This is a genomic window from Streptomyces sp. NPDC027185 (assembly GCF_055567035.1).
The window spans coordinates 356994-371046 of sequence record NZ_JBVHRF010000001.1 but is presented as its reverse complement, the minus strand read 5'-3'; the positions used below and the strand labels follow the sequence as shown (position 1 = coordinate 371046).

Below are 14053 nucleotides of genomic sequence, written 5' to 3'. Positions count from 1 at the left end.
ACGGTGGCGGGAGTCCGCGCCGGGTCGCCGCGTCCGGCGCCGTGCCCGATGACGGCGGGCGTCCTCATCGGGCCGCCGTGGCCGGCGCCGCCCAGGGCGACAGCGGGCGTCCGCGCCCCGCCGCGGTCCCCGGCGCCGCTCTCGGCGGCCGGTTCCGGCTGCTGCTCGGGGCCGCCGTCGCGACGCGGTTCGCCGACGCCGGGCGGACCGCGGCGTTCGCGCTGGCCGCCACGGTGCTCTCCGGGGACCCGCGGGTCGTCTCGGCCGTCGCGGCGGCGTCGGTGCTGCCCTGGCTGCTGTTCGGGCTGCCCGCGGGGGCGCTGGTGGACCGCTGCGACAAGCGCCGGGCCTTCTTCACCGCCGACCTGTCGCGGGCGCTGCTCGCCACCGGACTCGCCGTCGCCGCACTGACCGGGCACCTCTCCGTCGCGCTGGTGCTGTGCTGCGCGTTCGCCCTGACCACCCTGCAGACCGTCTCCGACAGCTGCTTCAACAGCCTGCTCCCGGCGTTCGTGCCCAAGGAATCGCTGGGGCAGGCCAACGCGCGGCTGAGCATGGCGCAGAACGGCATCGGCCAGTTCGCGGGCGCGCCCGCCGGCAGCACCCTCTTCACCTGGCAGCCGTCCCTCCCCTTCGCCGGGAACGCCCTGTGTTTCCTCGGCGCTGCCGCCGCGGTCCGCAGGCTGCCGCCCTGCCCGCCCGCGGCGGAGAGCGGAGCCGCCTCCGGCGCGGGCCGCCGCCGGTCCTCGATCGGCGCCGACGTACGGGTCGGACTGCGCTGGATCGCCACCACCCCGCTGGTACGGGCGCTCACCCTGACCGTCGGGATCATGAACCTCGCCTCCGGGCTCTCCGCGGGCATCATGCCGCTCTTCGCCCTGCACACCCTCGGGATGCCGAGGGTCGCCTTCGGGGCGCTCGCCGGCGTCGCCGCCGCCGCCATGATCGGCGGCAACTTCCTCGCCGGCCGGCTGATCCGCCGGATGCCGCCCGAGCGCGTCTCCCGGGCCGCGGTGCTCACCCAGATCGGCGCGTTCGCCGGGCTCGCCCTCGCCCCCGGCTACGCCATCGCCCTGTGCTGCGTCGCCCTCCAGGGGTTCACCGCCGGCCTTTGGAACGTGCCGGGGATGACCCTCCTGATGGAGCACGCCCCCGCCGACCTGCGCGGACGCATCATGGCCGCCTACCGCACCCTCTCCATGAGCGCCGTCCCGCTCGGCGCCGTCCTCGCGGGCGCCCTCGCCTACCTCGCCGGAAACCGCGCCCCCTTCGCCGTCGCCGCCCTCTGCCTGACCGTGGCCGCCGCCCAGTTCGTCACGGCACGCCACCGCGCGACCCGCCCGGACCGGGACTGAGAACGGCCGCCGACCGGACGGAGCCGCCGTACGGGCCCCGGTCCGCGGGACCGCCGGACGGAGCTGGTGCACGAGTTCTCCGTACGGAACCGCTGTACGGGCCCGCTGTACGGGCCCGCCCCACGAAGTCGTCGGACCAGGCCGTCGGACGAGGCCGCGGCAGGGCGCTGCCGGCCGGACCGCTGTACGGAAATGCGCGTGGCAGGGCCGCCGCACGGGGGGCAGGGGCGGTGGCACGGGACCCGGCGGCGGGCGACGCCGCTCACCCCCGGCCGGAGGTCACCCGCCGTACCGCTCCGCCATCCGGCGGGCCGCCGCCGTGAAGCGGGCGCGCAGCGGCTCGGGCGCCAGCACCTCGCACTCGGGGCCCAGGCCCAGCAGTTGGGCGTAGGCGACGTCGGTGTCCTCCACCGCGAGGGTGAGCGTCCACCGGCCGTCGTCCGCCGGGCCCCGGACATCCGCCACCGCCTCGCGCGCCGCGGCGGGCTCCGTGACGTACGGCAGCTGCCGTATGCCGCGCTCCGTGAGCCGGAGCACCACCTCCGTCCGCAGCAGCGACCGGGCGAACTGCGCCGCCCGCTCCGCCCAGAACTCCGGCAGATCGAACCCGGCGTCCCGGACGAAGCGATGCCCGGCCACCGTCACACCGGTGAACCGGTCGACCCGGTAGATACGGAACGGAGCGCCGGACGCGGCGGCGTCCGGACCGCCCGGCGACCCGCCCCCACCCGCACCGGGGCCGCCCGCCGCCCTGCCCCGGCCCGTCTCTTCCGCCGGACCGCCCGACGACACGGGCCCGCCCCCGCCCCCGCCCCTCACCGGTCCGGACGCGCCCGCACCGCTGTGACCTCCGGCTTCCGCCGGGCCGGGGCCGTCCGCGCCCGGGTCACCCGCCGGGCCGGCCCGCCCCGCGGCCTTGGCCGGCCCGCCCGACGGCGAACCGGGCCCGCCGTCCACCCGCGCCGCCAGGTACCAGACCCCCGCCTTCAACACGAGCCCGTACGGCTCCAGTTGCCGTTCCACCTCGTGGTCCTTGCGGAGGTAGCGGGCGCGTATCGGGCGGTCGTCCCACACCGCGCTCGCGACGGCGGGGAGTTCGGCGGGGGTCTCCGGGTCGCGGAACCAGGCGGGGGCGTCCAGATGGAAGCGCTGGGCGGCGCCGGACGCGGCCTCCCGCAGCTCGGGCAGGAGCGCCGCCGAGACCTTGAGGCGGGCCGCGGACGCCGCGTCCGCCAGCCCCATCTCACGCAGCGCGGACGGCACACCGGACAGGAACAGCGTCTCCGCCTCGCTGCGGCCCAGGCCCGTCAGCCGCGTGCGGTACCCGCCGACGAGGCGGTAGCCGCCCGTCCGGCCACGCTCGGCGTAGACCGGCACGCCCGCCTCGGAGAGGGACAGCACGTCCCGGGCGACCGTACGCTCGCTGACCTCCAGCTCCCGCGCCAGCTCACCGGCGGTCATCGACGGCCGGGACTGGAGGAGCAGCACCATCTTGATCAACCGGGCAGCACGCATGACCTCATCCTGCCGGGCACCACTGACAACGCCCCCGCCCGGCCGGCACCCCACCGCACGCCCCCCGTCGACCGGCGGCCCCTGCGTACCCCGGAACGGCCGACGGCCCGGCCCGTCGTGCCCGAAGGCGCGACCGGCCGGGCCGGAGGTTTCCCGTGCGAAGCCCGGGCGCGGTGGGTGATCTCCGCACGGGAGCGGGGGAGTGGTCCGCGGTGGGACCATCCGGTTCCGTGGGGCGGTGTCCGGCACGGGGCCGGGCCGCCCGGAAGCGGGGCCGAACCGCCCCGCCCGGGTCACGGGCGGGGCGGCCCTGGTCACAGGCCGTAGCGCGCCTTGGCCTCCTTGACCGTCTCCGGCTTGACCTCGCCCCGGCGGGCCAGCGCGGCCAGCGCCTGGACGGTCACCGACTGCGGGTCCACACCGAAGTGGCGGCGGGCCGCGTCCCGGGTGTCGGAGAGGCCGAACCCGTCGGTGCCGATGGAGGTCCAGTCCTGCTCGACCCACGGCGCGATCTGGTCGGGCACCGCCCGCATCCAGTCGCTGACCGCCACGACGGGACCGGGCGCGCCCGCCAGCGCACGGGTCACGTACGGGACGCGGTCCTCACCGTCGAGCCGGGCGGCGTCGCACTCCAGCGCGTCACGGCGCAGCTCCGTCCAGGACGGCGCCGACCACACGTCCGCGGCCACGCCCCAGTCCTCGGCGAGCAGCCGCTGCGCGTCGAGCGCCCAGTGGATGGCCGTACCGGACGCCAGCAGCTGCAGCCGCGGCGCGTCCTGGGCGGGGGCGGCCGCCTCCTGGAAGCGGTACAGACCCCGCAGGATGGCTTCCTCGTCCAGCCCCGCGGGCATGGCCGGCTGCACCTTGGTCTCGTTGTAGACCGTCAGGTAGTAGAAGACGTCCTCGGCGTCGGGGCCGTACATCCGGCGCAGACCGTCCTTGACGATCACCGCGACCTCGTACGCGAACGCCGGGTCGTACGAGAGCGCCGCCGGGTTGGTGGAGGCGATCAGGTGCGAGTGGCCGTCGGCGTGCTGGAGGCCCTCACCGGTCATGGTGGTGCGGCCGGCGGTCGCACCGATGACGAAACCGCGGCCCAGCTGGTCGGCGAGCGCCCAGAACTGGTCGGCCGTCCGCTGCCAGCCGAACATCGAGTAGAAGATGTAGAACGGGATCATCGGCTCGCCGTGCGTCGCGTACGACGTGGCGGCGGCGGTGAAGTCCGCGAGCGAACCGGCCTCGGTGATCCCCTCGTTGAGGATCTGGCCGTCCTTCGCCTCCTTGTAGTACAGGAGCTGGTCGCGGTCGACCGGGTCGTACGTCTGGCCCACCGGCGAGTACAGACCGGCCGACGGGAACAGCGACTCCATACCGAAGGTACGGGCCTCGTCGGGCACGACCGGAACCCAGCGCTTGCCGGTCTCCTTGTCCCGCATCAGGTCCTTGACCAGCCGGACGAACGCCATGGTGGTGGCGATCTCCTGGCTTCCGGAACCCTTCTTCAGCGCGTCGAACGCCTTCTCGGACGGCATCGGAAGCGGCTTCGGCGTCACCTTGCGGGCGGGCGCGGGCCCGTCCAGGGCCGCCCGGCGCTCGCGGAGGTAGACCATCTCGGGCGAGTCCTCGGCGGGCCGCCAGTACGGGACGGTGTCGCCCTCCAGGGCGCTGTCCGGGATCGGCAGCTCCAGCAGGTCGCGCATGGCGCGGAACTCCTGCCCGGTGAGCTTCTTCATCTGGTGGTTGGCGTTGCGCGATTCGAAACCGGCGCCGAGCGTGTAGCCCTTGACGGTCTGCGCCAGGATCACGGTCGGCGCGCCCTTGTGCGCGACGGCCGCCCGGTACGCGGCGTACACCTTGCGCGGCTCGTGGCCCGCGCGGGAGGTCTGGAACAGCTCCAGCAGCTTGGCGTCGGTGAGCGAGTCGCCCAGCGCGCGCAGCCCCGGCGTGGCGCCGAAGAAGTGCTCACGTATGTAGGCGGCGTCGCGGGTGGCGTACGTCTGGAACTGCGCGTCCGGCGTTTCGCGCAGCCGGCGGACCAGCGCGCCGTCGGTGTCGAGCGCGAAGACCTCGTCCCACGCGCGGCCCCACAGCGACTTGATGACGTTCCAGCCGGCGGCGCGGAACTGGGCCTCCAGTTCCTGCACGATCTTGAAGTTCGGGCGGACCGGGCCGTCCAGCCGCTGGAGGTTGCAGTTGATGACGAAGGTGAGGTTGTCCAGACCCTCGCGGCCGGCCAGCGCCAGGGCGGCGGTCGACTCGGGCTCGTCCATCTCACCGTCGCCGAGGAACGCCCAGACGTGGCTGTCCGCGGTGTCCTTGATGCCGCGGTGCTCCAGATAGCGGTTGAACCGCGCCTGGTAGATCGCGGAGAGCGGGCCCAGGCCCATCGAGACGGTGGGGAACTCCCACAGCCAGGGCAGGCGCCGCGGGTGCGGGTACGAGGGCAGACCCTCGCCGCCGGCCTCCTGGCGGAAGTGGTCGAGCTGCTCCTCGCTCAGGCGGCCGTCGAGGAAGGCGCGGGCGTAGATGCCGGGGGAGGCGTGGCCCTGGATGTAGAGCTGGTCGCCGCTGCCCGTGCCCTCCTTGCCGCGGAAGAAGTGCTGGAAGCCGGTCTCGTACAGCCACGCCGCCGACGCGAAGGTGGCGATGTGGCCGCCGAGGCCGAGCTTGGAGCCACGGGTGACCATGGCTGCCGCGTTCCAGCGGTTCCAGGCCGTGATCCGTGCCTCCATCGCCTCGTCGCCGGGGAATTCCGGCTCGGCGGAGGTGGGGATGGTGTTGACGTAGTCCGTCTCCAGGGGCGCGAGCGCCGGGTCGGCGGTGTGTTCCACCGCGCGGCGCATCAGGTACGCCGCGCGGTGGGGGCCCGCCGCCGCGGTGACGGCGTCGAGCGACTCGCGCCACTCGGCCGTCTCCTCCGGGTCCCGGTCCGGGAGCTGGTCGAGCTGGCTGTACGGCAGGCGCACGGGATCGGGCATGGGTGGCCCCTTTCCGGACAGAGGGGGGAATGCGTTCGGCAGGCATTCGGCAGGCAGGGGTGTCGCGCCCCGCGGGCGACCATACGCCCCTGATCGATGATCGATCAACGCTCCCCGGAAGAATCACCGCAGGTCGGCACGGGGTGCCGCATACCCGGGCACCGCGTGCCAGACGAAAACGGGGCGGGAGCGCCGCCCGACGGCCGCCCCCGCCCCGGGAAGAACCGCCGGTCAGACCCGCGGCGCGCAGCTCAGCACATGGGCCTTGAGCAGCGGACCGATCCGCGGATCACGGCGCCGGAACGCGTCCACGATCTCCTGGTGGTCCTGGGCGTGCGACCGCGGCTCCGGGCTGAACCAGCGGATCGACAGCGTCGTCCACACCTCCACCCCCAGCGACTCCCAGGTGTGCAGCAGCACACCGTTCCCGGCCGCCCGCACGATCTCCCGGTGGAACGCCACCGTGTGCCGCACCTGCGCCTCGCCGTCGCCCGCCCGGTCCGCCTCCCGCAGCCGCTCCACCTCACGCTCCAGCGCCCCGGTGTCCCCGGCCAGCCGCCCGGCCGCCAGCTCCGCCGCCACCTGCTCCAGACCGGCCCGTACGGGGTAGCTCTCCTTGAGGTCGTCCGGGGTCAGGTCCCGCACCCGTACGCCCTTGTTCGGCGCCGACTCGATCAGCCGCAGCGACTCCAGCTCCCGCAGCGCCTCCCGCACCGGCGTCTGGCTGACCTCCAGCTCCACCGCGATCCGCCGCTCCACGATCCGTTCGCCGGGCTGCCACCGGCCGCGGACGATCCCCTCAAGGATGTGCTCGCGGATCTGCTCGCGCAGCGAATGGACGACGGGCGGGGTCATGACGGTGCTCCTCGCGGGTGGGGTGGTGACGGAGACGATACGGGGCGTGGTCATCGCCCGGCGGCGCCCCGGGACGCGGATCACACGTGGCGCTGCTCACGGCCGTCCGGTCCCGGCGCAGGTCACGCGGGGTGGAACGCGAGCGGCCCCGCCCGGGAGAACCCGGACGGGGCCGTTGCACGCGCTGGTCGGCGCCTCGCTCAGAGACCGATCTCGGTCTCGAACTCGGCGGCTTCCAGGATCTGCTTGACCGTGGTCAGGTAACGGGCGGCGTCCGCGCCGTCCACCAGACGGTGGTCGTAAGAGAGCGCCAGGTAGGTCATGTCCCGGACGGCGATGGTCTCGCCGAGGTCGGGGTGGTTGATGACCACGGGGCGCTTGACGGTGGCGCCGATACCGAGGATGCCGACCTGGTTCGGCGGCACGATCACGGTGTCGAAGAGCGCGCCGCGCGAGCCGGTGTTCGAGATGGTGAACGTGGCTCCGGCGAGGTCGTCCGGGGTGATCTTGTTGGAGCGGACCTTGCCGGCGAGGTCGGCGGTCTTCTTGGCGATACCGGTGATGTTGAGGTCGCCGGCGTCCTTGATGACCGGGGTCATCAGGCCCTTCTCCGCGTCCACCGCGATACCGACGTTCTCGGTGTCGAAGTAGGTGATCGTGCCCTCGTCCTCGTTGATCCGGGCGTTGACGACCGGGTGGGCCTTCAGCGCCTGGACAGCGGCCTTGACGAAGAACGGCATCGGGGAGAGCTTGACGCCCTCACGCTGCGCGAAGGCGTCCTTGGCCCGCGCGCGCATCCGCATGATCTTGGTGACGTCCACCTCGACCACGCTGGTGAGCTGCGCCTGGCCGTGCAGGGCCTTCATCATGTTGTCGCCGATGACCTTGCGCATCCGCGGCATCTTGACGGTCTGACCGCGCAGCGGCGACGCCTCGATGACGGGGGCGGCGGCCTTCGGCGCGGCCGCGGCGGCCGGAGCCGGAGCGGCGGCCTTGGCGGCCTCGGCGGCGGCGATGACGTCCTGCTTGCGGACGCGGCCACCGACGCCGGTGCCCTTGACCGTGGCGAGGTTGACGCCGTTCTCCGCGGCGAGCTTGCGCACCAGCGGGGTGACGTACGCGCCGTCGCCCTCACCGGCGGCCGGAGCCGGGGTGACCGGCGCCGGGGCGGCCGGGGCCGGAGCCGCGGGAGCCGGGGCCGGAGCGGCGGGCGCGGCCGGAGCCGGTGCCGGGGCGGCCGGGGCGGCGGGCGCGGGCGCCGGAGCCGCGGGGGCGGCCGGTGCCGGGGCGGCCGGAGCCGGGGCGGCGGGCGCGGCCGGGGCGGCCGGAGCAGCCGCGGCGGCCGAACCGATGACGGCGAGCTTGGCGCCGACCTCGGCGGTCTCGTCCTCGGCCACCAGGATCTCCAGCAGGGTGCCGGAGACCGGCGCCGGGATCTCGGTGTCGACCTTGTCGGTGGAGACCTCCAGGAGGGGCTCGTCCTCCGAGACCTCCTCGCCGACCTCCTTCAGCCAACGGGTGACGGTGCCCTCGGTGACCGACTCGCCCAGCGCGGGCAGCGTGACGTCGGTACCGGAGGCGCCACCGGCCGGGGCGGCGGCGGGCGCCGGGGCCTCGGCCGCGGGGGCGGCCGCGGGCTCGGGCTGCGGCGCGGCGGCGGGGGCCTCGGCGGCGGCCGGGGCGGGGGCCTCGGCCGGGGCACCGGAGCCGTCGTCGATGACGGCCAGCTCGGCGCCGACCTCGACGGTCTCGTCCTCGGCGACCTTGATGGACGACAGGACGCCGGAGACGGGGGCGGGGATCTCGGTGTCGACCTTGTCGGTCGACACCTCCAGCAGGGGCTCGTCGGCCTCGACGCGCTCACCCTCGGCCTTGAGCCAGCGGGTGACGGTGCCCTCGGTGACGCTCTCGCCGAGCGCCGGAAGGGATACGGAAACCGCCATGGTTTCTGTTGCTCCTAACGGATGGTTTCCCGCGCGGGCCGGTCTCGGCCCGCGGGGAGGTGCGGATGTGGTCGCGCCCGGGACTGAGGGTCAGTCGTGGGAGTGGAGGGGCTTGCCGGCCAGCGCCAGGTGGGCCTCCCCGAGAGCTTCGTTCTGCGTCGGGTGCGCGTGAACGAGCTGCGCAACCTCGGCCGGCAGGGCTTCCCAGTTGTAGACCAGCTGGGCCTCACCGACCTGCTCGCCCATACGGTCACCGACCATGTGGACGCCGACCACGGCACCGTCCTTGACCTGGACGAGCTTGATCTCGCCCGTGGTCTTCAGGATCTTGCTCTTGCCGTTGCCCGCGAGGTTGTACTTCAGCGTGACGACCTTGTCGGCGCCGTACAGCTCCTTGGCCTTCGCCTCGGAGATGCCCACCGAGGCGACCTCGGGGTGGCAGTACGTCACGCGCGGCACGCCGTCGTAGTCGATCGGCACGGTCTTCAGACCCGCCAGCCGCTCCGCCACCAGCATGCCCTCGGCGAAGCCGACGTGCGCGAGCTGGAGCGTGGGGACGAGGTCACCGACGGCCGAGATCGTCGGCACGTTGGTCTGCATGTACTCGTCGACCAGGACGTAGCCGCGGTCCATGGCGACGCCCTGCTCCTCGTAGCCCAGGCCCGCCGAGACCGGCCCGCGGCCGATCGCGACCAGGAGGACCTCGGCCTCGAAGGTCTTGCCGTCGGCCAGCGTCACCTTGACGCCGTCGGCGGTGTACTCGGCCTTGTCGAAGAAGGTGCCGAGGTTGAACTTGATGCCGCGCTTGCGGAACGCGCGCTCCAGCAGCTTGGAGCTGTTCTCGTCCTCGACCGGCACGAGGTGCTTGAGGCCCTCGACGATGGTCACGTCGGTGCCGAAGGACTTCCACGCCGAGGCGAACTCGACGCCGATGACGCCGCCGCCCAGCACGATCGCGGACTTCGGCACGCGGTTCAGCTTCAGCGCGTGGTCCGAGGAGATGATGCGGTCGCCGTCGATGGTCAGACCCGGCAGCGACTTCGGCACGGAGCCGGTCGCCAGCAGGACGTGGCGGCCCGTCACGCGCTGGCCGTTCACATCGACCGAGGTCGGGGAGGAGAGCTTGCCCTCACCCTCGATGTAGGTGACCTTGCGGGAGGCGATCAGTCCCTGCAGGCCCTTGTACAGGCCGGAGATGACGTCGTCCTTGTACTTGTGGACGGCGTCGATGTCGATGCCCTCGAAGGTGGCCTTGACACCGAACTGCTCGCTCTCGCGAGCCTGGTCGGCGATCTCACCGGCGTGCAGCAGCGCCTTGGTGGGAATGCAGCCGTTGTGCAGGCAGGTACCGCCGACCTTGCCCTTCTCGATCAGGGCGACGTCCAGGCCCAGCTGCGCCCCGCGCAGGGCTGCGGCGTAACCGCCACTGCCGCCACCGAGGATCACTAGGTCGAAAACGGTGCTGGCGTCGTTCGCCACGTCACGTCCTCCATGCATGGGTACGCCGGAGCCGGTCTCCTATGACCGGTCGGCGGCTGTGGTTCGGCCGCTCTTCACGTCGGCCCTGGGTAAGGGGGGCCCTGTCCTGCCGAGAACCCATCTTCGCACTTGTTCGCGGAAGCTGGGACGGCGGGCCGGGCCTGGCGGTGGTACGTGAGCCGCCTCTCACGGGTTACTCGGGCGTAGCCGGCGCGTACCGCCACCTGAGGTGGGCGGGCGGGGGCCTGCGGATTTCGTCGAGGGCGAACGCCGCACCCGTAGGGCGCACCGGGGCGCGGTCACCCGTGGCACACCGACGGCCCCGGACGGTGAGCCCGGGGCCGTCGGCGCGCGGAGGGGAGCGGGGCTCAGCCCAGGTCGCCCGAGGCGGTGCGCTCGGCCAGCCGCAGCAGGGTGCGGACCGACGAGCCGGTGCCGCCCTTGTGCGTGTAGCCGTACGGCGCGCTCTCGTGGAACGCCGGGCCCGCGATGTCGAGGTGGGCCCAGGTGATGCCCTCGCCGACGAACTCCTTCAGGAACAGACCGGCGACCAGGCCGCCGCCCATCCGCTCGCCCATGTTGGCGATGTCGGCCACCGGGGAGTCCATGCCCTTGCGCAGCTCGGCGGGCATCGGCATCGGCCAGGACTGCTCGCCCACCTCGTCCGCGATCTCGTGGATCGTGGTGCGGAACGCGTCGTCGTTCGCCATGATCCCGAAGGTGCGGTTGCCCAGCGCCAGCACCATCGCGCCGGTCAGCGTCGCGACGTCGACGATGGCGTCCGGCTCCTCCTCCGACGCGCGGGTCAGCGCGTCGGCGAGCACCAGCCGGCCCTCGGCGTCGGTGTTGAGCACCTCGACCGTCTTGCCGCTGTACATCGTCAGCACGTCACCGGGGCGGGTGGCGTTGCCCGACGGCATGTTCTCGGCGAGCGCCAGCCAGCCGGTGACGTTCACCTCCAGGCCCAGCCGCGCGGCGGCGACGACGGTGGCGAACACCGCGGCGGCGCCGGCCATGTCGCACTTCATCGTCTCGTTGTGCCCGGCCGGCTTCAGCGAGATGCCGCCCGAGTCGTAGGTGATGCCCTTGCCGACCAGCGCGAGCGTCTTCTCCGCCTTGGGGTGGGTGTGCGCGATGCGCACCAGCCGCGGCGGGGCCTGCGAACCCTGGCCGACGCCGAGCAGACCGCCGTAGCCGCCCTTCTTCAGCGCCTTCTCGTCCAGCACCTCGACCTTGAGGCCGAACTCCTTGGCCGCGGCCTGCGCCTCGGCGGCGAACGACTTCGGGTCCAGCGCGTTGGACGGGGTGTTGATCAGGTCGCGGGCGCGGTGGATCTCCGCCGCCAGCACCTGGGCGCGCTCGGTCGCCGCCTTGAACTCCTTGTCCCGCGGCTTGCCGCCGACCAGCGTGACCTCGGCGAGCGGCGCGGAGCCGCTGTTGCCGGCCTTCGCGCCCTTCTTCCCCTTGGCCGGGGCGCCGTCGCTGCGGAACGCGGTGAAGGCGTACGCGCCGAACAGCGCGCCCTCGGAGACCGCGGCGGCCGCCTCGGCGTCCTCCAGCGGCAGCGCGAAGGCCGCCTTCTTCGTGCCGTTCAGCGCACGGGCGGCGCTGCCCGCGGCGCGGCGCAGCGTCTCGTTGTCGTACGTCTCGCCCTTGGCCGGCGCGGCGCCGAGGCCGACCGCCAGCACGACCGGCGCCTTGAGGCCGTCGGCGGCGGGCAGCTTGGTCACCTCGCCCTCGGCACCCGTCGCGCCGAGAGTCTCCAGGACGGCGGCGAGCTTGCCGCCGAACGCCTCGTCCACGGCTTCGGCGCCGGTGGCGGCGACGGGGCCCTTGGCGCCCTTGGCCACGCCCACGACGACGGCGTCCGCGCGCGCCGTTGCGGCGGAGGAAGTACTGAGGGTCAGTGCAGTCACGGTGATGAAAGTCCTGTTCCGTCCGGGAATCCGTTCGCGCTCAGCAAGCAGCGTGCGGCCGAGCCTACGCTCGGGCCGCCCGCACGGAACGGGGCACGGCGCGGCCACTCCGCCCCCCGGCGGCCCCGCAGAAGGGTTCCGCGGGGCTCAACACCCTTCTTCGAGCAGGGGAGTTGAGGGGTTTCCGCCCGTTTCGGGTGGCCGGGGCAAAGAGGGGCGAACAGCTTGTTCCGCGGGCGGAATGAGACCGGCGCCACAGTGACGCCGGGCGGATGAGGCGCCGTCAACGGCCCCCGTACGGCGGCCCGGAAGGGCTCAGCCCAGCGCCAGGACCACCAGCGCGGTCAGCGCCGCCGTCTCGGCGAGCGCGCCGAACACGTCGCCCGTCACCCCGTCCAGCCGCCGCCGGCAGTGCCGCAGCAGCGCCTCGGAGACGGCCAGCGCCACCGCCACCGCCAGCGCGGTGTGCACCGCACCGGACACCCCGCCGGTCGCGCCCGCCGCGCCCGCCCCCGCGCAGACCAGCGCCGCGCACCCGGCGGCGGCGCCGCGCGGCACCGCCCCGGCGACCGCGGCGCCCAGCCCCTCCGGCCGCGCGGCGGGCACACCCCGGCGGCAGGCCAGCGTCAGCGCGGCCCGCGCCGCCGTCGCCGACACGACGGCGGCGACGGCGCCGTGCGCCCAGCCGGCGGCGTACAGCCCGGACAGTGCCGCGACCTGTGCCACCAGCGTGAACAGCAGGGTGATGACGCCGAACGGGCCGATGTCGGACTGCTTCATGACGCGCAGCGCGTCCGCGGGCGGCCTGCCGCTGCCCAGACCGTCTGCGGTGTCCGCGAGACCGTCCAGATGGAGACCGCGGGTGAGCGCGGCGGGCACCGCGGCGGAACCGGTCGCGGCGAGCAGCGGCGAGCCGCCCGCCGCCAGCAGCGCCGTACCGGCCGCCGCCGCGACCGCCCCGACGGTCAGCCCGGCCAGCGGGGCGCAGAGCATCCCGCCGCGCGCCGCCGCCCGGTCCCACCGGCGCACCCGCACCGGCAGCACGGTCAGCGTCCCGAAGGCGAACCGCAGCGCGTCCCCGGCACCGGCCCGTTCCCCGGGCGACGGCGGTACGGAGGCGGGGGCGGGGGCGGCGGAATCGGGCGTCTCGGTCATCGCGGCAGGCTAACCCGGCGGCGGGGACGGCCGGCAGGGCGGAAAGCGGCAAAGACGGACGGAGCAGTGCATGTGGGATGGGTCACGGGCGGCGGCGTGACGCCTCCGGACGGCCGGGCACGGCGCCCGCCTCCGCCGCCCGGCGCCGCGCCGCCACCTCCCACACCAGACACGCCACCAGCGTCGCCGCGACCGCCGCGAGGTGCTCCTTGCCCGCGAGGTTGTTCTTGATGAACACCACCTCACCGACCATCGCCACCACCACCAGCGCACACGTCACCCGTGCCCGCAGCCGCCAGCACACGAACACCGCCAGACCCACCACCGCCGCCGACGGCCCGGTGTCCACCACCCACGCGTCCCCGGGCGGCAGCCCCACCGGACTGCCGGGCCCGATCCGCAGGCCCAGCCGCGCGTAGAGCGTCCCGGCGAGCGTCGCCAGATACGCCATCGCCACCGTCCGCCACCGGCCCAGCGTCACCTCCGCGATCCCGAACACCACCAGGACCTGCGCCAACGCACCCCACACCGGCAGGTCGAGCGCCGGGACGAAGAGCGACAGCGGCGTCCGCAGCAGCGCGAGCCACAGCGGCGTCCCGGCGGTCGGCGCCCCCGCGGCCTGCACCGGCCCGTACCCCCACGGCTGGTTCTGCACGATCTGGAGCGTCAGGGTCAGCGTCACCGCCGTCAGCGTGAACGGGATCGCGCGCAGCCCGCGCGCCGCCAACGGCCCCCGCACGGCCCGCCACAGCGGCCCCCACTCGGCCTCCACGGCACGGCGCACCACACCCCGCCGGACCGGCTCGCTCATCGGATGCTCCCCTGCTGCTCACGGCGGGCCGCGCCCGTACCGCTCC

General features: G+C 74.2%; 9 protein-coding genes. 1 reads left to right on the top strand and 8 read right to left on the bottom strand.

The genetic code is table 11. The features are described from left to right. Positions 1-77 precede the first annotated feature (77 nt). Entirely contained in the window at positions 78-1355 is a 1278-nt protein-coding gene (locus tag ACZ4M8_RS01575; protein ID WP_467602422.1) for an MFS transporter, read from the top strand. Positions 1356-1634: 279 nt separating this feature from the next. Here ACZ4M8_RS01575 and ACZ4M8_RS01570 read toward each other — a convergent pair whose 3' ends face one another. The 8 genes from ACZ4M8_RS01570 to ACZ4M8_RS01535 form a co-directional block, all read right to left on the bottom strand. Beyond that, the gene (locus ACZ4M8_RS01570; protein WP_467602420.1) at positions 1635-2870 is read right to left on the bottom strand and encodes a helix-turn-helix transcriptional regulator; all 1236 of its coding nucleotides are present in this window, start codon (positions 2868-2870) and stop codon (positions 1635-1637) included. Positions 2871-3184: 314 nt separating this feature from the next. Beyond that, on the bottom strand, positions 3185-5848 hold the full coding sequence (gene aceE, locus ACZ4M8_RS01565; protein WP_467602418.1) for a pyruvate dehydrogenase (acetyl-transferring), homodimeric type: 2664 nt from the start codon (positions 5846-5848) through the stop codon (positions 3185-3187). Positions 5849-6079: 231 nt separating this feature from the next. Continuing rightward, the gene (locus ACZ4M8_RS01560; RefSeq protein WP_467602416.1) at positions 6080-6703 is read right to left on the bottom strand and encodes a GntR family transcriptional regulator; all 624 of its coding nucleotides are present in this window, start codon (positions 6701-6703) and stop codon (positions 6080-6082) included. Positions 6704-6903: 200 nt separating this feature from the next. Continuing rightward, complete coding sequence (gene sucB, locus ACZ4M8_RS01555; RefSeq protein ID WP_467602414.1) at positions 6904-8646, bottom strand: 2-oxoglutarate dehydrogenase, E2 component, dihydrolipoamide succinyltransferase; 1743 nt, start codon at positions 8644-8646, stop codon at positions 6904-6906. 90 nt (positions 8647-8736) lie between these two features. Beyond that, the gene (lpdA, locus tag ACZ4M8_RS01550) at positions 8737-10125 is read right to left on the bottom strand and encodes a dihydrolipoyl dehydrogenase (RefSeq protein ID WP_467602413.1); all 1389 of its coding nucleotides are present in this window, start codon (positions 10123-10125) and stop codon (positions 8737-8739) included. A 368-nt stretch (positions 10126-10493) separates the two neighbouring features. Next, positions 10494-12041, bottom strand: a complete 1548-nt coding sequence (locus tag ACZ4M8_RS01545) for a leucyl aminopeptidase (protein WP_467602411.1) — start codon at positions 12039-12041, stop codon at positions 10494-10496. 315 nt (positions 12042-12356) lie between these two features. Next, positions 12357-13196, bottom strand: a complete 840-nt coding sequence (locus tag ACZ4M8_RS01540) for an adenosylcobinamide-GDP ribazoletransferase (protein WP_467602410.1) — start codon at positions 13194-13196, stop codon at positions 12357-12359. 82 nt (positions 13197-13278) lie between these two features. Beyond that, on the bottom strand, positions 13279-14007 hold the full coding sequence (locus ACZ4M8_RS01535) for a hypothetical protein (RefSeq protein ID WP_467602408.1): 729 nt from the start codon (positions 14005-14007) through the stop codon (positions 13279-13281). Positions 14008-14053: the final 46 nt, after the last annotated feature.